Source organism: Aestuariivita sp. (genome assembly GCF_049276915.1).
GTDB lineage: Bacteria > Pseudomonadota > Alphaproteobacteria > Rhodobacterales > Rhodobacteraceae > Aestuariivita.
Map to the genome: position 1 here is coordinate 1 of NZ_JBASXK010000016.1, position 22,323 is coordinate 22,323.

Genomic DNA, 22,323 nt, shown 5'->3' on the forward strand with positions numbered 1-22,323 from the left:
CACGTAGGCTAAGCTCTTCTTCTCTTTGCCAATGAACGTACGAGTTTGCAACGTTTCATACTCTGCTGCACTCAACTCCTTGCTGCTACGCATCCAGTCATAGGCTTCACACAAGAAGCCAGCACTGCCCACAGCACCGTCATATACCGTTTCGCCAATCTGGGGGTTTACAACCTTCACAATGCTTTTGATAAGGGGACGTGGCGTGTAGTACTCACCACCATTGCGTCCAGCATTGCCCATGTTCTTGATTTTGTCTTCGTACAAGCTGCTGAGTTCGTGCTTGTCTTCGTTGCTTAAGAACCGAAGTTCATCCACCTTGCTGATGACATCACGCAGTGCATAGCCACTCTGCAGCTTGTTGCGTAGCTCACTGAAGATTTCACCAATCTTGTAGTTTATGGTGCGTGGATTATCTGTAGTCTGCTTGAAGCTGGCTAGGTGTGGAAACAGCTTGTGGTTAACAAACTCACGCAAGTCGTCGCCAGTGAGTGCAGCGTTGTAGTCTAGTGTCCCATCTGTACGACGTGGTACAGCCCAGCTCTGCCAACGGTATTCTCCGTCAATGATACGGCTGTAGCTTTCACCATTGAGCAGTGCTGCTGTTTCTTTGTCAGCCTCGTAGTCGTCCAAGTACTTAAGGAAAAGCACCCAGCTTGTCTGCTCAATGTAATCAAGCTCGCTGCTGCAGCCAGCGTCTTTCCATAGTGTGTCGTCAATGTTTCTAAACGCTGCTTCGTACACGAGTGCTTTTCCTTACCAAATTACTTCTTTGCGGTGCGTGGTTTACGCCCTTCAGCCAAATAGCCTTTGAGCATATTGGCTGTGAACCCATGTGCTTTGCACAGCTGACGCACAGTCTTCAAATCTTCTGTTTTCTGCGATTTTTTGGCAGCTTCAATCTCAGCAGCAAGTGCTTCTTGCTTGGCGAGTAGTTCTTCAAGTTTGCTCATACGTGTCTCCCTATGTTCCGCAGCACCTGTGCTGCTTGCGAGTACATTCCTATGCGGACACCAACTTGGCAAGTCTCAAGTGTACGCCAGTTTTTCCAACACCTTTGCTCACAAAGATAAATACTTTGCAGAAGGAAGGAAAACATGAACTGGAACAAACAGATACAAACAGCTTGGCAGTCCCACGCTGACGCCACTGGTATCGAACTGGTCGCGGTTCTGGGTTCGGTCGCGGATGAAATCCGCGTTGGTCATGTGCTGCGGACCCATCATGTGCAGATCATTCTTCACGCAGCCGCCTACAAACATGTCGGCCTGGTCGAAGCCAACCCATTGGCGGGGCTGGAAAACAACGTCTTTGGCACACAGGCCCTGGCGCGTCAGGCAATCAAGCACGGGGTTGAACGGTTTATCCTGATTTCCTCCGACAAGGCTGTGCGCCCTGCGGGGGTGATGGGTGCCTCCAAACGCCTGGCAGAAATTCTGGTGCAGGATCTGGGTACGCGGAATCGGGACACAACATTTGCCATCGTGCGGTTTGGCAATATTCTCGGATCAAGCGGATCCGTTGTTCCGCTGTTTCAGGATCAGGTGCGGCGTGGCGGGCCCGTCCTTGTCACCGACCGGCGCGCCACCCGCTATTTCATGACCGTGCAGGAAGCCGCGCAACTTGTGATGATTGCAGGTGCCAATGCGCGCGGAAACGACATCCTGGTGCTGGACATGGGACGGGCAGTGCCGATCTATCTGCTTGCCCGGAAGGTGATTGAACATGCCGGGTATTCGGTGCGCGACAGTTCAAACCCCAGGGGCGATATCGCCATTCGGTTCATCGGCCTGCGCAAAGGCGAAAAGCTGCGCGAAACCCTCAGCCTCTCAGGGCAGTTGATGCCAACACACCATCCAAGAATCCTGCGCGCCGAAGAGGCCATTCCCTCCGAGATCGAAGTCGCCCAGATGCTGCAGCGCTTGCGCCAAACCATCACCACCATGGACGAGGCCGCAGCCATACAGGCAATTGCCATGTGCATCGACGGGTTTGGGCGATCTGGCGAGGAAGCGCGCAGGACTTCATGACCCATCCCTCGCTCCGGCACTGGGCACAACGGACATGGTCTCCAGCCAGTTTGGCGCCGTGAAGTAAATCAGCCGAAAATCTGCTGTCAGCCCTGAGAGGGAATGCTATCACTCAATGATGGGCGCTTGGCTGTTGACGCAGCATGCTCGATTGAACTGAAAAAGGGCCCTCTGGGGGCGATTTGATCATGCCACTTGCTCTTGTCACCGGATCTGCAGGGTTCATCGGATATCATGTTTCCGATCGACTGCTGTCGCTGGGCTGGACGGTCATTGGCCTCGATTGTCTCAGCGATTATTATGATGTCGCGCTCAAGGAACGACGCCATCAGCTTTTGGCACAACATCCCGGCTTCACCCCCGTTATCGCGAAACTGGAAGACCCTGGCCGGTTGCTCGACATCATGGCACAGCACAAGCCCGATATCGTCATTCACCTCGCTGCTCAGGCCGGTGTACGATACTCTATCGACGCGCCGCGCACCTATGTGGAATCCAACTTGCAAGGCACGTTCGAGCTTTTGGAAGCCGCGCGCGCCCATCCCCCGAAACATCTTTTGATGGCATCCACCAGTTCGGTCTATGGCGCGAATACGGACATGCCCTATGGCGAGATGGACAAGGTCGACACGCAGATGTCCTTTTATGCCGCCACCAAGAAAGCCAATGAGGCGATGGCGCATTCCTATGCCCATCTTTATCACCTGCCCACAACGATGTTCCGGTTCTTTACCGTCTATGGCCCCTGGGGTCGCCCGGACATGGCGCATTTCAAGTTCACCAAAGCGATCTTCAAGGGCGAGCCGATCGACGTGTACAATCACGGACAGATGAGCCGGGACTTTACCTATATCGACGATCTGGTCGACGGTATCCTTGGCCTGATCGAGGCCGTGCCTGGCGACACCCCCGTGTCAGAGCGTGACAGCCTGAGCCCGGTCGCGCCGTTTCGTGTGGTCAACATCGGGGCAAACACGCCCGCCAAGCTGATGGATTTCATAACGGCCATCGAAACCGCAATTGGCAAGCCTGCCGAAAAGCGGATGCATCCGATGCAACCCGGTGATGTTCCGGCAACCTGGGCACAGGTGGGTTTGCTCAAGGACCTGACAGGCGTCAGCGCGAAAGTCACTGTCGAGGACGGCGTCCAACGATTTGTCGATTGGTATCGGACGTATTACCGCCCGAACACCTGACGCTCAGACGCTCCGCCGGGAAATCCAATCCAGAAGATCCGCAAAGAACGCCTCATCAACCTGTTCGCCCGCAAGATCAATCCGCGCTTTTTCCGGATTATAGCGCAGGCTCAAGCCGCCGACCGTTTCGCGGCGTGGCGCGCGCGCAGAGGGATCTGCACGGCCCGGGGATGCAGGCGGAACCAATGGGACAGCTGGTGGTTTGGGCCCGGCGGCAAGAACAGCCTGCGTCAGTATCCGGATTTCTTCCGGTGCCGTGCGCAGAGGTGCCTTGCGCAGCTTGTCTGACAGTTTCTCGGCGAATTTCTCATCCCTGAGGATTTCACGCGCCAGTGAAAGGCCCAGCTTTTCGGAAATCGCCGTGGGATGCTGGAGCACGCCATCAAAGCTGTTCACCAGAGACATGAATGTCCCGACTTTCGAGCGTTTGGAGCGCGTCGTCGCACCGTAAAGCCCGCGCAAGGCTGAGCGCTGATCAGGAAAAACACCCTCATGCACGGCGCGCAAGGCAATGCGAGCACGCTCGTAATGGCTGAGATTTACCCGGATCTCGTTTTCTTCGATCATCGCCACATAGGCGTCCTGCGCAGAATCCGGCATGATGACCAAAGCGCGGATCTCACCGAACCGGGGATCCCGTGTTTCGGCGGACAGCTTGCGCATCGCCGCAAGCCGTCGCCAACCAGAGATCAAACCGTAACGCCCCGGCTGATCGGACAGGCGGGTCACCTCGATCGGCATCTGCTGGCCGCGCGCGGATAAGGAGGTCATGAGGGATGTCAGCTCATCCTCGTCCTGCACCAGCCGGTCCCGGACAAGATAATCAGCATCAATCGCAGCAAGCGGGATCGCCTCGATCAGCAAACCCTGCGCCCGGGCGCTCTCGATCGTCATCGCTTCGGCTTTGGCCTGTCTGCCCTTCGTACTCATTTTCACGTCACCGCTCACCTTCGAAACCGTTGTCCGGCCTGTTTCTGCCCTGCCAGCCGGGTCGTTTCGGACCCAATGCCGCACAGTACACTCACTGATCTAACAAACTCCGCGCCAAAATGCTGTAACTTGTGAATCACAAAGCAAGGTTTTCGACACAGGGCAAGGCTCAGCTATGGCATATTGGCTTTTCAAATCAGAACCTTCTACCTGGAGCTGGGATCAGCAGGTCGCCAAAGGCGATGCCGGGGAAGAGTGGAACGGTGTACGCAATTACCAGGCGCGCAACTTCATGCGTCAAATGGCGGTTGGGGATCGCGGGTTCTTTTATCATTCGCAAAAGGAGAAATCCGTGGTCGGCATCGTCGAGGTCATCGCCCCGGCCCATCCCGACAGCACAACAGATGACCCGCGTTGGGAATGCGTGGATATCAAGGCGATCCGAGGGGTCAAAACACCTGTTTCGCTGGACATGATCAAGGCCGATCCACGCCTTGCGGACATGGTATTGGTGAAAAGTTCGCGCCTGTCGGTTCAGCCGGTCACCGATCGGGAATGGGCCATCATTTGCGAGATCGCCGGAGTGCCTGCCTGAAGACGCGCTGGGATGGCGATGAAATGCAGAAGGGTTCCGGCATGACACCAGAACCCTTCTTTCCCCACGTGCTCCCTACGCACCACACGTGAACAAAATCTGGTCTGGCCATCCTGGCCGGTATCGCCGTTGTATCAAAACAACCTGTGCCGTTCAAACTGTAACTAGTTAGAATGAAAGAACAAAAAGAAACGCCCGCTTAACCAAGCGGGCGTGAAACGCAACTGATCAGCGCGATTTATCCGTAGACGGATTCTTTGCCAAAGTGCTTGGTCAACATGTAATAGACCACCGCGCGATACTTGTTGCGCTCGGGCTTACCGTAGGTTTCGACCACCTTGTTGATCGCCTCCGTCAGTTCCGGACCATCCGCAAGGCCAAGCTTCTTGATCAGGAAACTGTTTTTGACAGTCTCCAACTCGCCCGGCTGCGACGATGCGACGGTCGAGGCATCGGCATTGTAAATTGAAGGGCCGCAACCGATCGTCACCTTTGTCAAAAGGTCCATATCCGGTGTCATGCCACATTTGTTTTTCAGGTCGTCGGCGTACTGCGCGATCAAGTCGTCCCGTTTGCCCATTTTGAAATCCCTCCTTTGATAAGTTGACCTCGCGGGTCCACTCGAACCGTAAAGGCATAAATCAGAGCAACAAAGGAGAAAATTTGCCAGAAATCTTCAGAAATGGCGACGCGGCGCGAAATCGCTAATGTGACTCCCTCTTGCATCTTTCAAATCCAACCCCATATCGCGCGAAAGTCAGGAAAGTCAGGCGACCGCAAAGCAGACAAGGGGGCGATCATGGGACTTCACAGCAAGGCACCGGCTGACGCCTCGGAGCTGTGCCAGACTGCCGCGTTTCAAAGATCGCAGGGCCCGCTTTCGACCCGGGATATGCTGGCGCATCGCAAGGCGGGCATTGGGCTGGAATATGATCCGGTTCAAAGCGGTTGGGTGCGCGCCGACGTGACCGATGATTTTGACCTCTCGGCACGGCGCATCGGTTGGCCTTCGGTAAAATCCGTTCAGACCCGCGACCGCGGGATTGTGTTGCGCCGCTGGCTCCTGACAGATGCCACACAGTTTCGCAGCCTGCTGGATAATCCGGATGTCTGGCGGCATCTGCCAAATCCCTATCCCGGAGTGATCTCGATCGACATGGCCGAGGATCTGATCCGCCTGTCGCAGGACGAGACCTTGCACAGGGTGCGTGCCATTGTCGCCAACGATACCGCCGTTGGCCAAGTTCGTCTGGATTTCGCCGGTCAGGATCCCGAGTTGAGCTATTGGCTTGGCCAGCCGTTCTGGCGGAAAGGGATCGGCCTGAGGGCCGTGCAATCCTTTGTCGCCGAATGTTTTCAGGATGACCCTAAGCTGGATCACATGATTGCCCGCGCCCGACCCGAGAACACGGGATCGCTGCGCATTCTGGAAAAAGCAGGGTTCATTCCCGAAGGCCGCTCGAACGCGGCTCCGGACTGGATCATTCTGCGCTGCGACAGGCCGATCTAGTCAGCCAGCGTTACGCCCTGGGTTGCACCATGGCGGGTCTGCTGATCCAGGGCCGCGTCCCGTTCTGCCCATTTGCGCACAACTTTGCGCGGATTGCTGCAATTGGTGGGATGAATTTCTTCGGCAGCACGACGGCCATGTTCGGCATGCATCTGTTCATGGCGATACAGCGCATCCACCATAGTGTTCCAAATCCGCTCTTCACTGGGCGTAAGGGCCGCAGATGCGCTGAGTTTGGGTAATGTAATTCTGATTTCCAGATTGACTTTGCAACTGCCCGACCAGTTGATCCACCAGCGCGTATAGCCCCAGAACCCCTTGGGGCCGTTCTGCGCCATTTCCTGGCGCAGATCTGACAGGTTGTTACCGGAAATCGCGTAATGAGTAAGCGATTCCGATACACTCGGCCCGGCGACCGCTGGGGTCGCCGAAGCCAAAAGGGCTATGACGGCCCAGCAGCGCATGATCAGTAACGATAATGCTCGGGCTTGAACGGACCCTCGGGGCTGACGCCGATATAGGCGGCCTGATCAGCTCGCAGTTCCGTCAGTTTGACACCGATCCGGCCCAGGTGCAGACGCGCAACCTTTTCATCGAGGTGCTTGGGCAGAATGTAGACGTCGTTCTTGTACTGATCACCACGGGTCCAAAGCTCGATCTGAGCCAGAACCTGGTTGGTAAAGGACGCTGACATCACAAAGGACGGGTGTCCGGTGGCGTTCCCAAGGTTCAGCAGACGGCCTTCGGACAAGAGGATGAGACGGTTGCCCGAGGGCATCTCGATCATGTCCACCTGTTCCTTGATGTTGGTCCACTTGTGGTTCTTGAGCGCAGCAACCTGGATTTCATTGTCAAAGTGGCCAATGTTGCCGACGATGGCCATGTCCTTCATCTCGCGCATATGCTCGATGCGGATCACATCCTTGTTGCCGGTGGTCGTGATAAAGATGTCGGCGGTGGCCAGTTCGTCTTCCAGCAGGGTTACTTCGAAACCGTCCATCGCAGCCTGAAGCGCGCAGATCGGATCCACCTCGGTGACCTTCACGCGGGCACCGGCACCTCTGAGGGATGCGGCAGAACCTTTGCCCACATCGCCATAGCCAAGGACAACCGCAACCTTGCCGGCCATCATCGTGTCAGTGGCGCGGCGAATACCGTCAACCAGCGATTCCTTGCAGCCGTATTTGTTGTCGAATTTCGACTTGGTCACCGAGTCGTTCACGTTGATCGCAGGGAAGGGGAGCTGTCCCTTCTTGACCAGATCATAGAGACGGTGCACGCCTGTTGTGGTCTCTTCGGACACGCCTTTGATCTGATCGCGGATCTTGGTGAACCAGCCGGGGCTTTCAGCCATGCGCTTCTTGATCTGCGCGAAAATCGCCTCTTCTTCTTCCGATGTGGGAACAGCGAGAAGTTCGGTTTCACCGGCTTCGACACGCGCGCCCAGCAGGACGTACAAAGTGGCGTCGCCGCCATCATCCAGGATCATGTTCGGGCCATCTTCGAACAGGAACGACTTGTCCAGATAATCCCAATGTTCGACCAGGGTCTGACCTTTGATCGCAAAGACCGGCGTTCCGCCTGCGGCAATCGCTGCCGCCGCGTGGTCCTGGGTCGAGAAGATGTTGCACGACGCCCAGCGCACATCAGCGCCAAGCTCTACCAACGTCTCGATCAGGACAGCAGTCTGGATGGTCATGTGCAAGGAGCCGACGATGCGCGCACCTGTCAGGGGTTTGCTCTTGCCATATTCTTCGCGCAGAGCCATCAGGCCCGGCATTTCGGTTTCCGCTATATCCAGCTCTTTGCGGCCAAAATCGGCCAGCGCGATATCCTTCACGATGTAATCGTTTGCCATATGTCGTATTCCCTTATCCAACGGTTATGGCGGCAGATAGCACCGCAAACCCGGTCGGACAATCCAAAGCGACGGCTATTTCTGACCAAACAATGCCCTGCGCACAGTTTTGCGCCTCAGATCTTGCCTGAAAGGGGTCAAACTGCATGTTCAAACCGGATCGGTTTGTGTGTTACCCCGGATCACGAACAGTGAATGTCGTGAAATGAGGCGCGCATGAAGCAGCACAAACAGCCGCGAGCTTGGCAACGGATGCTGTCCGGGCGCAGGCTTGACCTGCTGGATCCAACCCCCGTCGATATCGAAATCGATGACATCGCACATGGCCTTGCCTTCGTGGCCCGTTGGAATGGCCAGACCCACGGCGATTTTGCCTATTCCGTGGCTGAACACTCCTTGCTGGTCGAAGGGCTGTTTTCGCGGATGGAAGGTTCTGTCGATCCCAAATGGCAGATGGCCGCGTTGCTGCATGATGCGCCCGAATATGTGATCGGAGATATGATCTCGCCTGTAAAAGCCGCGGTTGGCCCCGGATATGGCGCGCTGGATGACAGGCTGACGGCCGCCATTCACCTGCGCTTTGGCTTACCCGCGGTGATCCCGCAGACGATCAAGCGCAAGATCAAGAAGGCTGACAAGATCAGCGCCTGGATGGAGGCTATCCAGATTGCCGGGTTTTCCGAAGCTGAAGCGGACAGGCTCTTTGGCAAACCGGATCACGCCCTCATCGAGGGGTTTTCGATCCTGTTGCGCCCACCTGTAGAAACCCGAAATGCGTATGCCGCACGCCATGCCGCCTTGCTGGAGCGAATGTCGTGATCCATGTTCGCAAGGCGATGACGCTTGATACAGGGTCCATGGCCCGGCTGCTGAATGCGATCATTCAGGAGGGCGGCACAACAGCGATGACGCAGGCCGTGACCGCCACGGACATTCAGGATCGGATGAGCTTTGCGCCGGACCGCTCAGCCTGGCATGTCGCTCTGGACAGCGCCGAAGAGGTTCAGGGCTTTCAGTGGATCGCACCGCGCGAGGCCCTGCCCCCCGAAGCCTGCGACATCGCCACTTTCGTGCGGATCGGCAAGACAGGTCTGGGCATTGGATCGGCGTTGTTTGACGCCACGCGCAAGGCTGCGGCCGATCTGGGTTATGGCTGGATCAACGCCAACATTCGCGCGGATAATGACGGCGGATTGATCTATTATCAAAGCCGTGGATTTCGCGACTATGGCCGGATCACGGATTACAGACTCGAGAGCGGACTGGTGGTCGACAAAGTCCTGAAACGCTATGATCTGAAGTAGAGAACGGGTCCCTGCGGTGCGAAACCTTAACGCGGTGACCGCTTCGCCAAAATCCGCTGCAACGTGCGGCGGTGCATGTTCAGTCGGCGCGCGGTTTCGCTGACATTGCGATCACACAGCTCATAAACCCGCTGGATATGTTCCCAGCGCACCCGATCAGCACTCATCGGATTTTCCGGCGGCGGGGGCAATTCATCACCAGTCGCCAGCAAAGCATTGGTCACATCCGTCGCATCCGCAGGCTTTGACAGATAATCTGTCGCCCCGATCTTGACAGCGGCAACAGCGGTCGCGATGGCACCATATCCGGTCAGAACAACAACCCGGCAATCGGGCCGCTTTTCGCGCAGCACTTCGACCACATCCAGGCCGTTGCCGTCTTCAAGGCGCAGATCGACCACGGCAAAGGCAGGAGGGCGGGCGGTTGCAATGGCGCGGCCGGCTGCAACGGATCCGGCGGTCTCGATCTCGAAACCCCGTTTTTCCATCGCCTTGCCCAGACGCCTCAGAAACGGCTCGTCATCATCTACCAAGAGCAGCGACTTGTCAGGTCCGATGTCTCGCAGGGCTGGCTCGGCCATGCTGTGTCCTCCGGGGCTTTCGCGGTTTTTGATTTTTATTTTGTGTAACTATTAGCGGGACTTGGGCAAACGTCAAATCCAACCCTCACATGGCATCTATAAAGCATGCCATTGTTTCGGCGATTTGCTCGGATGTCGTGTCCCTGCGAAAGAACTCGACAAAGCCATATTCGGGCAGAACGAGGTAGCTGAAGGTCGAATGATCCACCAGATAGTACTCGTCATCAGCCGGATGCGCCTTGTAGTAGGTTTTATAGGCCTGGCTGGCCGCTTTCACCTGCGCGTCCGATCCGGTCAGTCCGATCATCTTCTCATGCAGGTTAAATGCGAAATCACCAACGACTTCGGGCGTGTCCCGGCGCGGATCGACCGAGATGAAGACCGGGGTGGCGCTGTATCCGCGCTCGGCAAGCAGATCAATCGCCTCGGCGTTGCGCGCCGTGTCCAGCGGGCAGACATCCGGGCAGAACGTGTATCCGAAATAGATCAGAGACGGTTCGGTGATCACATCGGCATCGGTGACGGTTTCGCCTTTGGAATTCACCAATTCGAACGGGCCGCCGATCTGTGCAGACCCGCCGGCAACAGCGCCGCTGCGACAACTGGCAAACTGATCATCCGAGCGCGTCACCATCGTGGCCATGTACACTCCGGCCAGACCGGCGATGACAACAGCAGCAGCGACAAAAGCGTAGATGCGGGTCATGCCAAGGCGTCCTATACTAACTCAAACGATGTTATCAATTTCGCCGAACACATAACGATCCCTTCGGCCAACGCAACGGACCTGAGACAATAATGCGCAGCATTCACACAGGCTTGATATCAGAACAGGAGCGCAGCAGCTGGATCCGTCTGCGCACACTCATCCTTTTGAGATGGATCGCCATCGCCGGACAGCTGACCGCAATCACAGTGGCGCAGCGGATGTACAACATCCAGCTTGAGCTGGGCCTGTGTTATCTGGCTGTCGGCGTCTCGGTCATCGGCAACCTGATCGCGATCTTCGTGTTTCCTGAAAACAAGCGACTGTCGGAAACCGAGAACTTTCTGATGGTTCTCTTTGACCTGCTGCAGCTGTCTTTCCTGCTGTATCTGACCGGCGGCCTTCACAATCCCTTTGCGCTGCTTCTGTTGGGGCCGGTGACGATTTCGGCAACTGTGATGACGCTGCGATCGACCGTCATCATCGGAGGCACGGCGATCATTCTGGTGACGCTTTTGGCCGAGTTTCATCTGCCATTGCGCACGGAACAAGGATTCATCCTGCGCATTCCGGACATCTTTGTCTTTGGCAACTGGGCCGCAATCATTATCGCCACGATGTTCATGGGGGCCTATTCCCGGCGCGTCAGTACCGAAATGCATTCGATGGGTGACGCGCTTGCCGCAACCCAGATGGCGCTTGCCCGGGAACAGAAACTGACCGATCTGGGAGGCGTCGTCGCTGCCGCCGCACATGAGATGGGCACCCCGCTGGCAACCATCAAACTGGCTAGTTCCGAGCTGATCGAAGAGCTTGAGGGATATCCCGAACTCAAGGAAGACGCGATCCTGATCCGCGAGCAGGCCGACCGGTGCCGCGATATCCTGCGCGACATGGGCCGCGCAGGTAAGGACGATCTCCACCTGCGGCAGGCTCCGCTGAGCGCTGTGGTTCAGGAGGCAGCCGAGCCGCATATGCGACGCGGCAAGACCATTCATTTCGAAGAAGGCCCGATTGCAGATGGCGACTATACGCAACCCTCGATCCTGCGAAAGCCCGAGGTGATCCACGGTTTGCGCAATCTGATCCAGAACGCGGTGGACTTTGCCCGCGCCAACATCTGGGTCGAAGCCATCTGGACCGACGATCTGATTTCCGTGCGGATTCTGGATGACGGTCGCGGCTATCCCTCTCATCTGATCGGCCGCATCGGCGATCCCTTCGTGCGGCGTCGACGCTTGGACACCGAGGGCAGGGCCCGCCCGGAATACGAAGGAATGGGTCTGGGGCTGTTCATCGCCAAGACGTTGCTCGAACGCACCGGGGCCGAGCTGACTTTTTCCAACGGCAGCGATCCGTTCCAGAACATCACGTCGGACAAAAACCGCCGCGGCGCGATCGTCGAGGTCGTGTGGCCACGCGCGATGATTGATGCACAGATGGGCCCGAATACAGTCCCAGTGGGGTCCAACCAGCCAATAGAAATTTAACAATGCGGTATGGTTAACCACAAATTAACGATTGCCCCCCACTCTAGGCAGAGGCGTAACGTTGGGGAACGGGCCGTTGGATTACTCCATGTGGCAATGGGTGGGCATGTCGGCTGTGTGCGGCATGGCCTGCATCGCATCCTTGAGCTGGTTTTTTGCGGCTGCGCGATCTGCGCGCAGTACGCGCATTCCGATCGCGTCAGAGTCCACCTGCGTATTTCTGTTTGACGGACCGCATCTGTCGTCTACCACCGCCAGCGCCGATGCGTTGTTGTCGGGGCAGGACTCGGGTGATGACTGGTCCTGTCTGCGGGACAGCCTGATCGAGCGATTTCCGCGATTCCCGGTCCATTTCAGCGATTTTGCCAGCTCCGGCCAGACGATGGTCGAACCGGGCGATCTAACTGATCCATGGCGCGTGCTGATCGAACCGCTTGGGGACACCATCCGCATCGAATTGGTGCCGCGCGACCCGAGTTTACAGAACAAGGCGGTTGCTTCGTTTCTTCATCATGGCATCGCGCAAGAGCTGGGGCAGTTGCAAGACATCGTCCAGGGCGCGCCCCATCCCATCTGGAAGATCGACACGCAGGGCCAGGAAATCTGGCACAACGCCGCCTATGAACGACTGTACCATCTGGCCTTCGGGACGGCACCTGATCCGGCCAAACCGCTGTTTGACGATCTGCCAGACGCGGAGTCCGCCACGCGACGGCAGACCATCGCCTTGCGCGGACGGGAAGATCCGGGCTGGTATGACGTGACCAGCCTGCGGCAGGATGGGGGGTGTATCCTCTATGCCTCGGACGTGGCCCAGGTCGTGATTGCCGAAACCACCCAGCGCAACTTTGTTCAGACGCTGGCCAAGACCTTTGCACAGCTGTCCATAGGTCTGGCGATCTTTGACCGGCGCATGCAGCTTGTTCTGTTCAACCCGGCACTAATCGACCTTACCACGCTACCGGCCGATTTCCTGAGTGCGCGGCCCAATCTTCTGTCCTTCTTTGACCGGCTGCGCGATGTGCGCGTGATGCCGGAACCCAAGAACTATGGCAGCTGGCGCGAGCAGATGTCCTCGATGGTGGATGCCGCCAATGACGGCAACTATTGCGAGACCTGGTCATTGCCCTCAGGCTCGACCTATCGCGTGACAGGCCGACCACATCCGGATGGCGCGGTGGCGTTCCTTTTCGAGGATATATCGGCGGAAATCTTTCTCACACGCCGGTTTCGCGCCGATCTTGAGCTGAGCCAGGGCATTCTGGACGAGTTTGACGATGCCGTGGCTGTCTTTTCGGCCAGCGGAATCTTGACGATGACGAACCGGTCGTACCGCACGCTCTGGAAAATCGATCACGAGGCCAGCTTTGCCGACATGACGGTGATCGACGCCATGCGCGACTGGCAGACCATCGGCGGGGCGAATGCGCTCTGGGGAGAGCTGCGCGACTTTGTGCTGGGACGTGAGGATCGCGCCAGTTGGTCCGCCCCCCTGATCCTGTCGGACGGGCGCAGTTTCACCTGCTCGGTCCACCCGGTTCAAAGCGGTGCAACCATGATCAGCCTGTCTGCAATGATCACCGCTCCGATCACGGGAAAACAGCCCCACGAATGCCTGTCGAATTGATCTGATATCGCTTGCAGGCACCCCGGCCTGCGGCCATTCTGGGACCATGGCAGACAGGCACGCTTTACTGAAATTCCCCTCCGAGGACGCAACGCGCCGCTGTGGTGTGGCGTTGGGCAGCCTGTTGCGACCGGGCGATACCGTGCTGCTGAGCGGCGATATCGGCGCGGGCAAAACGTTTCTTGCGCGCGCCTTGATACAGTCTTTGCAGCACGAGGCAGAAGACGTTCCTTCTCCGACATTCACCCTTGTTCAAACCTATGAGACACCGTTGGGAGAGCTTTGGCACAGTGATCTCTATCGCATCACAAGTACGGATGAGATCGAGGAACTGGGCCTGATCGACGCATTCGACACAGCGATCTGCCTTGTGGAATGGCCAGACCGCCTGGGCGATCTTGCGCCCGCCAAGGCCCTGCACATCGAGCTGACGACAGACGCTGACGACCTTCAGATGCGCCGCGCCACGCTCAGCTGGACCGATCCGCGCTGGGACAACCTTGTTTGCTTGCTGACAGAAGGGGCCACACCGTGACCGACCGCTCAGAGCTTGCCGCGCGCTTTCTCAAAGGCACCGAATGGGCCAATGCAAAGCGCAAACCCCTGGCCGGAGATGCCTCGAACCGACGCTATGAGCGGCTGCATCAGCCGGATGGAACAACCGCCGTGTTCATGGACGCCCCGCCTGAAAAGGGCGAAGATGTGCGCCCGTTCATCGCCATTGCGGAATATCTCTCCTCTCTTGGCCTCAGCGCCCCCCGGATACCGGCCCGCGATACAGACACGGGTTTTCTCATTCTCGAAGATCTTGGGGATGACCTTTATGCCCGCGTGGTCGAACGCAGCCCCGAAATCGAAGAAACGATATATGTCGCGGCAACGGATGCGTTGATCGCCCTGCATCGCGCCGACCCTCCCGATCTGAAACCCTATGATGCCCAGATCATGACCGATCTGGCCGCCACCGCTTACACCCGGTACAAGGCAGGTATCACCGGGGTTGATCCCAAAGACGAAACCGCCGCCTTTATCGCCCGGTTCCGCCCGGTGCTGGCCCAGTTGACAGGCGGCCCGCAGGTCCTGATCCAACGCGATTATCACGCCGAAAACCTGCTCTGGTTGCCTGACCGCGCCGGAGTTGCGCGTGTCGGCATGCTTGATTTTCAGGACGCTATGCTGGGCCATCCGGCCTATGATCTTGTCTCGATCCTGCAGGATGCGCGCCGCGATGTGCCCGTCACGATCGAGGCAGCCATGATCGACCATTACGTCCGCGCCACGGGTGTGGAAAAGGACGGCTTCAGCGCAGCTTATGCCGCACTTGGGACCCAGAGAAACCTGCGCATTCTGGGCATTTTCGCCAAGCTTAGTCTCGATATGGGCAAATCACACTACATTGATCTGATCCCCCGCGTCTGGGGTCTGCTGCAGCGTGATCTTGATCATCCCGCGCTCGGGACAATTGCGCCGATCATCCGTGCGGAATTGCCCGAACCGACAGCCGAAAACCTTGCACGGCTCAAACCGACATGACCCAAGCCGTGATGATTTTCGCGGCTGGGTTCGGCACGCGCATGGGCGAACTGACGCGGGACCGCCCCAAGCCGATGATCCCGGTGGCCGGCAAGATGTTGATCGATCATGCGATTGACCTCGCGGCAGAGGCAGGCATCACGCGGGTTGTGGCAAACACGCATTATCTGGCTGACCAACTGCACAGCCACCTTGCGCCAAAAGGCGTTCTGATCTCGCATGAAGATCCGGATATTCTGGACACAGGCGGCGGGCTACGCGCTGCTTTGCCCTTGTTAGATACTGAAACCGTCTTCACCCTCAACCCCGATGTGCTTTGGCTTGGCCCCAATCCCCTGACACTGCTGCGCACAGCATGGGACCCGGATCAGATGGACGGCCTTCTTATGTGCGTGCCGCTTGGGCGCACCCATGGACGCCAGGGCGCAGGCGACTTCGGGATCGACGAAACCGGTCATGTCATCCGGGGCGGCGATCTTGTCTATGGCGGGGCGCAGATCCTTAAAACACAGGGTCTGAAAGACATCCCCCAAGCCGCATTCTCGCTCAATCTCCTGTGGGACCAGATGAACGCGGCGGGGCGTCTGCATCTGGCCAGCTATCCCGGCGCATGGTGCGATGTCGGCACGCCGCAGGGCATCCCGCTGGCTGAAGCGCTGTTGGAGAACGGCCATGTTTGAGCCGGGCGAGACAGCGCGCCTGTTTGCTCAGGCCCCCGGCGTTGATTTCCCGCAAGCGTTGGTTGATGGCCTGCGCGCCCGCATGAAAGATGCGCCACCCGAAGCCATGGCGCGGGTCCATCTGATCGTGAACACCCGCCGCATGGCCCGCCGGATCCGCGAGATTTTTGACACCGGGCCGCCCTGCCTCTTGCCACGCATCTCTCTGGTCACCGATCTGGGAGAGTTGGCCGCGCGCGACACGATCGCGCCGGCTGTCTCGCCGCTGCGCCGCCGGCTGGAGCTTACGCAACTGGTGGCCCGGTTGCTGGACAGCCAGCCCGGTCTGGCCGCGCGCGCGTCTCTCTATGATCTGGCCGACAGCCTGGCCGAGCTTCTTGACGAGATGGAGGGAGAAGGCGTGTCTCCCGATGCCATCGACAAGCTGGATGTGTCGGACTTGTCCGGCCACTGGGAGCGCGCCAAGGCGTTCATCAACATCACGCGCGGGTTCTACGACAATGAAGAGGCCGGGCTTGACGCGCAGGCCCTCCAGCGCCGGGTCATCGCCGCGATGATTGCGCGCTGGCAGGATGAGCCGCCGGCGCATCCGGTGATCCTTGCCGGTTCTACCGGATCACGCGGCACCACGTTGTTGCTGATGAAGGCCATCGCCGCCCTTCCACAGGGCGCGGTCGTGCTTCCGGGTTTTGATTTCGACCTGCCGACACCGGTCTGGTCGCATCTGGATCGCGCAATCGCGGCGGAAGATCACCCGCAATATCGCTTTCACCGCCTGATGACGGATCTTGGAGTGTCGGCCGCCGATCTGCGCCCCTGGCATGACACGCCCGCCCCATCGCCAGCCCGCAACCGCGCGCTTTCGCTTGCTCTGCGGCCGGCGCCTGTCACCCATGCGTGGCTGTCCGAAGGCCCAGCGCTGCGCGATCTGGCACAAGGGTTTGAAGATGTCACTCTGATCGAGGCCCCGTCACCGCGCGCCGAAGCATTGGCCATCGCATTGCGCCTGCGTCAGGCCGCGCAGGACGGGACGCGCGCGGCGCTGATCACGCCCGACCGGATGCTGACACGGCAGGTGACGGCCGCGCTCAACCGGTGGGGTATTCTGCCCGATGACAGCGCCGGCACTCCGTTGCAGCTGTCGCCTCCGGGCCGGTTCCTGCGCCATGTCGCTCAGTTGTTTCAGCGCCGCCTGAAAACCGATCAGCTTTTGACGCTGCTCAAGCACCCTCTCACCCATAGCGGTGGCGCGCGGGGCCCGCATCTGCGCATGACCCGCGAGCTTGAGCTTTGGTTGCGCAAGGAAGGCCATCCGTTCCCCGACGCGCAGGCAATTCGCACCTGGCTGTCAAAGCAGGACGCACCACTCCCCCGATGGGCCGATTGGGTGATCGACTGCTTCATGGGTAATGACAGCCCCGCGGCGCGCCCGCTTGCAGATTGGGTGAGCGATCTGGAAACCCGCGCCCAGGCAATCGCCGGAGCAGGCGAGGGGGCGGGCGGTCTTTGGGACAAGAAGGCGGGACGCGAAGCACGCCGCCTTATGGACGAACTGGCCCGTGATGCCGGGTATGGCGGGATCATGGCCGCGGCAGATTTCAGCGACCTTTTGGGCGCGATCCTGTCGCGCGGCGAAGTGCGGGACCGCGATGCGCCCCATCCAGATATCATGATCTGGGGCACGCTTGAGGCACGGGTGCAGGGGGCTGACCTTCTTATTCTTGGCGGGCTGAACGAAGGCACCTGGCCCGAAGGCTCCAAGCCCGATCCCTGGTTGAACCGCCAGATGCGGGCAGATGCAGGCCTGTTGCTGCCGGACCGCCGGATCGGATTGTCGGCACATGACTTCCAGCAGGCAATTGCCGCACCCGAAGTCTGGCTGACACGGGCGATCCGGTCCGACGATGCCCAAACCGTTTCTTCGCGCTGGATCAACCGGCTGATGAACATGCTCGAAGGGTTGCCCGAACAGGGCGGCTCGGCGGCGCTGAAACAGATGCGCGCACGCGGTCAGGGCTGGCTTGACTGGTCAGCCCAGCTTGAAGCCGCGCCACAGATCGTTCCGGCGCACCGGCCATCGCCGCGGCCTCATCCTGATCTGCGACCCAAGCAGCTTTCGGTGACCGAGATCAAACGCCTGATCCGTGACCCATATGCGATCTATGCCCGCCATGTTCTGCGTCTCGGGCCGCTGGATCCGGTGGTGCGTTTGCCCGATGCCCGCATCAAGGGCATTGTCGTGCACGAGGTGCTCGAACAGTTCGTGAGCGCGCTGGATAACGGCACCGCGTCACTGGACCGGCAAAGCTTTATGAATATCGCCACGCGGACCCTGGAGGAGGGCATTCCCTGGCCCACCGCACGCCTGCTCTGGTTGGGCCAGCTTGAGCGCAATGCCGACTGGTTCCTCGAGGGCGAAGCGGCGCGACGCACCGACACGCACCGCGAAGGCTCCGAGGTCACGGCGGGGCGCAGGATCGATGATCTGGATTTCAAACTGACAGCCCGCGCCGACCGGATCGACCGCGATTCCTCGGGGCGGCTGGTGATTTACGATTATAAGACCGGATCACCCCCGACAAAGGCCCAACAGGTGAAGTTCGACAAGCAGCTCCTGCTTGAAGCTGCAATGGCCGAGGAGGGCGGTTTTCGCGGTATCCCCGGTGCCGAAGTCGCCAAGGCGATCTTTATCGGTCTGGGCGCATCCAAGGAAGTTGCCGCCCCTCTGGAAGAAGAGCCTCCACACAAGGTCTGGGAAGAATTCTGCGAACTGATCGCCGCCTATATGGATCCCGCTGTGGGATACACCGCGCGCCGGATGCTGGAGAAAGACACTGATACCGGCGATTTCGACCAGCTTGCCCGCTATGGCGAGTGGGATGATACGCAAACGCCCGTGCCCGAGGATCTGACATGATCCGCAATGACGCCACAGAAGCACAGGTTCAGGCCGCCGATCCCAATGCTTCGACCTGGCTGGCTGCCAATGCCGGGTCCGGCAAAACCCGGGTGCTGACAGATCGCGTGGCGCGTTTGCTGCTGAACCGGGTGGAACCACAGCGCGTCCTGTGTCTGACCTATACCAAAGCCGCCGCAAGCGAGATGCAGAACCGGCTGTTCAAACGGCTGGGCGAATGGGCGATGCTGCCAGATGCAAAGCTGCGCCAGACGCTGGATGAACTGGGGGTGGAACAGGCACTGGACGCGGACCAGCTGCGCGAAGCAAGGACACTGTTTGCGCGGGCCATCGAAACCCCCGGCGGATTGAAGATCCAGACGATCCATTCCTTCTGCGCGGGGCTGTTGCGGCGCTTTCCGCTTGAGGCCGGTGTCAGCCCGCAATTCACCGAGATCGAAGACCGCGCCGCGACGCTGCTGCGTGGAGAAATCGTAGATGATCTGGCCGAGGGTCCCGATGCCCAGCGCGTTGCCAATGTGGCGCGCCACCTGGGTGGCAGCGATCTGGACAAGCTCACCCAGGCAATTGCCGCGCGACGCGAAGCGTTCGCGACCGAGCGTGATCGCGCAGCCCTTCTGGACCTGTTTGATTTGCCAGCCGATGCCTGCCAAGATGATATCGCAACACTGCTGTTTCTGGGCGGCGAGGCCGATCTGCTGGCCCGCCTGATCCCCGTGCTTGAGCAAAGCGGGTCGACCGATCAGAAACTGGCAAGCCGGTTGCGCAGCATCGCATCATTGGACACATCCGCCTGCGCCGAACTGGAAAGCGTGTTTCTTTATGGTGCAAGCGCTCAGGCCGGACCCTTCAGCGCCAAGCTGGGCAAGATTCCCGCCAAAATGGCCAAGGCATCAGCCGAACTGCACGCAGAGACCGATCAGTTCATGCTGCGCATCGAAGCTGCGCGCGCAAGACGGCTGGCTCTGCAAGCGGCGGAAACGGCGTATGATCTGCACCAGTTCGCGCAGGTGTTTCTGCGCGAATATGCCCAGCGCAAACTGTTGCGAGGGTGGCTGGATTTCGACGATCTGATCATCAAGGCGCGGCACCTTCTGAATGACAGGCGGGTGGCGCAATGGGTTCTGTTCCGGCTGGATGGCGGAATAGACCATATTCTTGTGGACGAGGCGCAGGACACCAGCCCGGCACAATGGGACGTGATCGAAAAGCTCAGCCAGGAATTCACCAGCGGCCTTGGCGCACGCGATGAGGCGCGCTCGATCTTCGTTGTGGGCGACAAGAAGCAGTCGATCTATTCCTTTCAGGGCGCGGACCCCGACGGCTTTGACCGGATGCGCGCCTATTTCGCCGGTCGTCTGGCAGAATCCGGCAAACATCTCAGCGACCGGACCCTGCAATACTCGTTCCGCTCGTCCCATGCGATCCTGTCCATGGTGGATGTTCTGTTCGAGGGTCTGGCCGACGCCGGTTTCGACGGTGAAAGCCATATCGCCTTCAAGGATCAGCTTCCCGGCCGTGTCGATCTCTGGCCTGCGCTTGAGATGTCAAAAGACGACACCGACACACCCTGGTACACTCCTGTGGATCGCCCCAGCCCCAAGCATCATAGCGTTGAACTGGCCGAAGCGATCGCCGCACAGATCAGGGAGATGATCGACACTCAGACGCTGATCCCCGAAGACGGCGGGCAGGCACGACCGGTGCGCGCGGGCGATGTTCTGATCCTTGTGCAACGCCGATCCGTGCTGTTTTCCGAGATCATTCGGGCCTGCAAGGCCCAAGGCCTGCCCATCGCCGGGTCCGACCGGCTGAAGGTCGGTGCCGAGCTGGCGGTCAAGGACCTGGCTGCCTTGCTATCCTTCCTCGCAACGCCCGAGGATGATCTGTCACTGGCCATAGCTCTCAGGTCGCCTCTGTTCGGATGGAGCGAGCAACACCTGTTTGATCTGGCCCATCGCCGCGCGCCAAAGGCGTTTCTCTGGCAAAGCCTGCGTGAACGCGCGGATGAATTCGTTGAAACCATGGCCATTCTGGATGACCTGCGCAGGCAGGCGGATTTCCTGCGGCCCTATGACCTGATCGAACATATCCTGATCCGCCACGGCGGTCGCCAAAACCTTCTGGGACGGCTGGGCCATGAAGCCGAAGACGGGATCAACGCGCTTTTGTCCCAGGCCCTGGCTTATGAGCGCTCGGAAGTGCCGTCGCTGACGGGGTTCCTTGTGTGGATGGAGACAGACGATCTGGAAATCAAACGCCAGATCGACAGTGCGGGAAACATGATCCGGGTGATGACCGTGCATGGAGCCAAGGGTCTGGAGGCCCCGATTGTCATCCTGCCCGACACGGCCAAGCGAAAGTCCGGCCAGAAAAGCCAACTGGTGCTGGCCAATGACGTCCCGCTCTGGCGTGGCCGCAAGGAAGAAGCACCGGCGCTGATCGCCGCGGCCACCGCAGATGAAGAGGCACGCGATGAGGCCGAACGCCTGCGCCTTTTGTACGTGGCACTGACGCGGGCCGAGAAATGGCTGATCGTTGCAGCCGCCGGAGAGCTGGACAGCAAGGGCACCAATACCTGGTATCAGCGGGTCGAGGAGGCTTTGAAAGCAGGCGGCGCGGTCCAACAGGAATTTGCGCTGGGCAGGGGCTTGCGTCTGGAAACATCTGTCTGGGACGGCATGGTGCGATCGGACCCGAAGACGCCAGAGATCACCCCGGATCCCTTGCCCGATCTTTTTCGCCAACCCGCGCCCCGGCCAGCCCCCGTTCCGGAAACCCTCAGCCCTTCGGATCTGGGCGGGGCCAAGGCACTGCCCGGCGACAGCGGCCTTGACGAAGAGGCCGCCAAGCTGCGCGGAACCCGCATCCACCTCCTTCTGGAAATGCTCCCGGTTTTCCCCCAGCAAGACTGGGCCGACAAAGCCGCTCAGATCCTTGATCTTGACCCGGAGGACACCGCGCCCCTTCTGGCCGAAGCCCGCAACGTGCTGACCGACCCGGCGCTAGGCCACCTGTTTTCTGACACCACTCTGGCCGAAGTCGCCATCACCGCCGACATGGGCGATTGTCGCATTCATGGCACCATTGACCGGCTGATCATCGCCGGCGATCACGTTCTTGCAGTGGATTTCAAAACCAACGCCGTGGTGCCGGATACAGCCGATGCTACGCCCGAAGGGTTGTTGCGGCAGATGGCCGCTTATGCGCAGGCTTTGGCCCAGATCTATCCCGACAAGCGCATCGATACCGCGATCCTGTGGACACGAACGGCGCAACTTATGGCATTGCCGCACGATATTGTGACAGAAACCGGAAAGCGCAGGCTAAATCTTGACGCCGACCAAGGGGCTTCTTAGGTTGCCA

The 22,323-nt window shown here is 59.2% G+C and carries 21 protein-coding genes; 13 read left to right on the forward strand and 8 right to left on the reverse strand.

Features of this window, described 5'->3' with window-relative positions; all coding sequences use genetic code 11:
- A partial coding sequence (locus WAO69_RS01395; RefSeq protein WP_422175987.1) for an N-6 DNA methylase occupies positions 1 to 744 on the reverse strand: 744 nt, incomplete at its 3' end.
- A 20-nt stretch (positions 745 to 764) separates the two neighbouring features.
- A complete protein-coding gene (locus WAO69_RS01400) occupies positions 765 to 953 on the reverse strand; it encodes a hypothetical protein (RefSeq protein WP_422175989.1) in 189 nt (62 codons plus the stop codon).
- 120 nt (positions 954 to 1,073) lie between these two features.
- Here WAO69_RS01400 and WAO69_RS01405 point away from each other — a divergent pair, with 120 nt between their 5' ends.
- Positions 1,074 to 2,030, forward strand: a complete 957-nt coding sequence (locus WAO69_RS01405) for a polysaccharide biosynthesis protein (RefSeq protein WP_422176058.1) — start codon at positions 1,074 to 1,076, stop codon at positions 2,028 to 2,030.
- Between the two features lie 188 nt (positions 2,031 to 2,218).
- On the forward strand, positions 2,219 to 3,226 hold the full coding sequence (locus tag WAO69_RS01410; protein WP_422175991.1) for an NAD-dependent epimerase/dehydratase family protein: 1,008 nt from the start codon (positions 2,219 to 2,221) through the stop codon (positions 3,224 to 3,226).
- Between the two features lie 3 nt (positions 3,227 to 3,229).
- Here WAO69_RS01410 and WAO69_RS01415 read toward each other — a convergent pair whose 3' ends face one another.
- A complete protein-coding gene (locus WAO69_RS01415; RefSeq protein ID WP_422176060.1) occupies positions 3,230 to 4,156 on the reverse strand; it encodes a ParB/RepB/Spo0J family partition protein in 927 nt (308 codons plus the stop codon).
- A gap of 175 nt (positions 4,157 to 4,331) precedes the next feature.
- On the opposite strand from WAO69_RS01415, the gene WAO69_RS01420 reads away from it, so the two are divergent.
- Complete coding sequence (locus WAO69_RS01420) at positions 4,332 to 4,751, forward strand: EVE domain-containing protein (protein WP_422175993.1); 420 nt, start codon at positions 4,332 to 4,334, stop codon at positions 4,749 to 4,751.
- A gap of 238 nt (positions 4,752 to 4,989) precedes the next feature.
- On the opposite strand, the gene WAO69_RS01425 is transcribed toward WAO69_RS01420, so the two are convergent.
- Positions 4,990 to 5,331, reverse strand: a complete 342-nt coding sequence (locus WAO69_RS01425) for a DUF2853 family protein (RefSeq protein WP_422175995.1) — start codon at positions 5,329 to 5,331, stop codon at positions 4,990 to 4,992.
- Positions 5,332 to 5,550: 219 nt separating this feature from the next.
- Between WAO69_RS01425 and WAO69_RS01430 the strand changes: the two genes are divergently transcribed.
- Positions 5,551 to 6,261, forward strand: coding sequence for a GNAT family N-acetyltransferase (locus WAO69_RS01430; RefSeq protein ID WP_422175997.1), 711 nt, complete (start codon positions 5,551 to 5,553; stop codon positions 6,259 to 6,261).
- On the opposite strand, the gene WAO69_RS01435 is transcribed toward WAO69_RS01430, so the two are convergent.
- Complete coding sequence (locus WAO69_RS01435) at positions 6,258 to 6,725, reverse strand: DUF922 domain-containing protein (RefSeq protein WP_422175999.1); 468 nt, start codon at positions 6,723 to 6,725, stop codon at positions 6,258 to 6,260. The two genes, WAO69_RS01430 and WAO69_RS01435, sit on opposite strands and share 4 nt — an antisense overlap.
- 2 nt (positions 6,726 to 6,727) lie before the next feature.
- Entirely contained in the window at positions 6,728 to 8,119 is a 1,392-nt protein-coding gene (gene ahcY, locus WAO69_RS01440) for an adenosylhomocysteinase (protein ID WP_422176001.1), read from the reverse strand.
- Between the two features lie 216 nt (positions 8,120 to 8,335).
- On the opposite strand from ahcY, the gene WAO69_RS01445 reads away from it, so the two are divergent.
- Positions 8,336 to 8,938 carry a hypothetical protein gene (locus WAO69_RS01445; RefSeq protein ID WP_422176003.1) on the forward strand — a complete coding sequence of 201 codons (603 nt, stop codon included), beginning with the start codon at positions 8,336 to 8,338 and terminating at the stop codon, positions 8,936 to 8,938.
- Complete coding sequence (locus WAO69_RS01450) at positions 8,935 to 9,423, forward strand: GNAT family N-acetyltransferase (protein ID WP_422176005.1); 489 nt, start codon at positions 8,935 to 8,937, stop codon at positions 9,421 to 9,423. Before WAO69_RS01445 ends, WAO69_RS01450 begins: the two co-directional genes overlap by 4 nt.
- A gap of 26 nt (positions 9,424 to 9,449) precedes the next feature.
- Here WAO69_RS01450 and WAO69_RS01455 read toward each other — a convergent pair whose 3' ends face one another.
- Both WAO69_RS01455 and WAO69_RS01460 read right to left on the reverse strand, forming a co-directional pair.
- Positions 9,450 to 10,004, reverse strand: a complete 555-nt coding sequence (locus tag WAO69_RS01455; RefSeq protein WP_422176007.1) for an ActR/PrrA/RegA family redox response regulator transcription factor — start codon at positions 10,002 to 10,004, stop codon at positions 9,450 to 9,452.
- Positions 10,005 to 10,089: 85 nt separating this feature from the next.
- Positions 10,090 to 10,710 (reverse strand): SCO family protein, encoded by a 621-nt coding sequence (locus tag WAO69_RS01460; RefSeq protein WP_422176009.1) that lies wholly within the window; start codon positions 10,708 to 10,710, stop codon positions 10,090 to 10,092.
- Between the two features lie 92 nt (positions 10,711 to 10,802).
- On the opposite strand from WAO69_RS01460, the gene regB reads away from it, so the two are divergent.
- The 7 genes from regB to addA all read left to right on the forward strand — a co-directional run bounded on the left by regB (position 10,803) and on the right by addA (position 22,316).
- Positions 10,803 to 12,200, forward strand: a complete 1,398-nt coding sequence (gene regB / locus WAO69_RS01465; RefSeq protein ID WP_422176011.1) for a sensor histidine kinase RegB — start codon at positions 10,803 to 10,805, stop codon at positions 12,198 to 12,200.
- Between the two features lie 76 nt (positions 12,201 to 12,276).
- Positions 12,277 to 13,827 (forward strand): PAS-domain containing protein, encoded by a 1,551-nt coding sequence (locus tag WAO69_RS01470; protein ID WP_422176013.1) that lies wholly within the window; start codon positions 12,277 to 12,279, stop codon positions 13,825 to 13,827.
- A gap of 46 nt (positions 13,828 to 13,873) precedes the next feature.
- Positions 13,874 to 14,362, forward strand: a complete 489-nt coding sequence (tsaE, locus tag WAO69_RS01475; protein WP_422176015.1) for a tRNA (adenosine(37)-N6)-threonylcarbamoyltransferase complex ATPase subunit type 1 TsaE — start codon at positions 13,874 to 13,876, stop codon at positions 14,360 to 14,362.
- Entirely contained in the window at positions 14,359 to 15,360 is a 1,002-nt protein-coding gene (locus tag WAO69_RS01480) for an aminoglycoside phosphotransferase family protein (RefSeq protein WP_422176017.1), read from the forward strand. Before tsaE ends, WAO69_RS01480 begins: the two co-directional genes overlap by 4 nt.
- On the forward strand, positions 15,357 to 16,040 hold the full coding sequence (locus WAO69_RS01485) for a nucleotidyltransferase family protein (RefSeq protein ID WP_422176019.1): 684 nt from the start codon (positions 15,357 to 15,359) through the stop codon (positions 16,038 to 16,040). The genes WAO69_RS01480 and WAO69_RS01485 overlap by 4 nt, the downstream gene beginning before the upstream one ends.
- Positions 16,033 to 18,957, forward strand: a complete 2,925-nt coding sequence (addB, locus tag WAO69_RS01490) for a double-strand break repair protein AddB (RefSeq protein ID WP_422176021.1) — start codon at positions 16,033 to 16,035, stop codon at positions 18,955 to 18,957. Before WAO69_RS01485 ends, addB begins: the two co-directional genes overlap by 8 nt.
- Entirely contained in the window at positions 18,954 to 22,316 is a 3,363-nt protein-coding gene (gene addA / locus WAO69_RS01495) for a double-strand break repair helicase AddA (RefSeq protein ID WP_422176023.1), read from the forward strand. Before addB ends, addA begins: the two co-directional genes overlap by 4 nt.
- Positions 22,317 to 22,323 lie beyond the last annotated feature (7 nt).

Bases quoted from the DNA above. Each gene is read 5' to 3' on its own strand.
- WAO69_RS01455 (WP_422176007.1), bottom strand. From the start codon at position 10,004: ATGGCCGAGCCAGCCCTGCGAGACATCGGACCTGACAAGTCGCTGCTC.
- WAO69_RS01400 (WP_422175989.1), bottom strand. From the start codon at position 953: ATGAGCAAACTTGAAGAACTACTCGCCAAGCAAGAAGCACTTGCTGCT.
- addB (WP_422176021.1), top strand. From the start codon at position 16,033: ATGTTTGAGCCGGGCGAGACAGCGCGCCTGTTTGCTCAGGCCCCCGGC.
- WAO69_RS01415 (WP_422176060.1), bottom strand. From the start codon at position 4,156: ATGAGTACGAAGGGCAGACAGGCCAAAGCCGAAGCGATGACGATCGAG.
- regB (WP_422176011.1), top strand. From the start codon at position 10,803: ATGCGCAGCATTCACACAGGCTTGATATCAGAACAGGAGCGCAGCAGC.
- WAO69_RS01420 (WP_422175993.1), top strand. From the start codon at position 4,332: ATGGCATATTGGCTTTTCAAATCAGAACCTTCTACCTGGAGCTGGGAT.
- WAO69_RS01425 (WP_422175995.1), bottom strand. From the start codon at position 5,331: ATGGGCAAACGGGACGACTTGATCGCGCAGTACGCCGACGACCTGAAA.
- WAO69_RS01445 (WP_422176003.1), top strand. From the start codon at position 8,336: ATGAAGCAGCACAAACAGCCGCGAGCTTGGCAACGGATGCTGTCCGGG.
- ahcY (WP_422176001.1), bottom strand. From the start codon at position 8,119: ATGGCAAACGATTACATCGTGAAGGATATCGCGCTGGCCGATTTTGGC.
- WAO69_RS01410 (WP_422175991.1), top strand. From the start codon at position 2,219: ATGCCACTTGCTCTTGTCACCGGATCTGCAGGGTTCATCGGATATCAT.
- WAO69_RS01430 (WP_422175997.1), top strand. From the start codon at position 5,551: ATGGGACTTCACAGCAAGGCACCGGCTGACGCCTCGGAGCTGTGCCAG.
- WAO69_RS01435 (WP_422175999.1), bottom strand. From the start codon at position 6,725: ATGCGCTGCTGGGCCGTCATAGCCCTTTTGGCTTCGGCGACCCCAGCG.
- tsaE (WP_422176015.1), top strand. From the start codon at position 13,874: ATGGCAGACAGGCACGCTTTACTGAAATTCCCCTCCGAGGACGCAACG.
- addA (WP_422176023.1), top strand. From the start codon at position 18,954: ATGATCCGCAATGACGCCACAGAAGCACAGGTTCAGGCCGCCGATCCC.
- WAO69_RS01460 (WP_422176009.1), bottom strand. From the start codon at position 10,710: ATGACCCGCATCTACGCTTTTGTCGCTGCTGCTGTTGTCATCGCCGGT.
- WAO69_RS01485 (WP_422176019.1), top strand. From the start codon at position 15,357: ATGACCCAAGCCGTGATGATTTTCGCGGCTGGGTTCGGCACGCGCATG.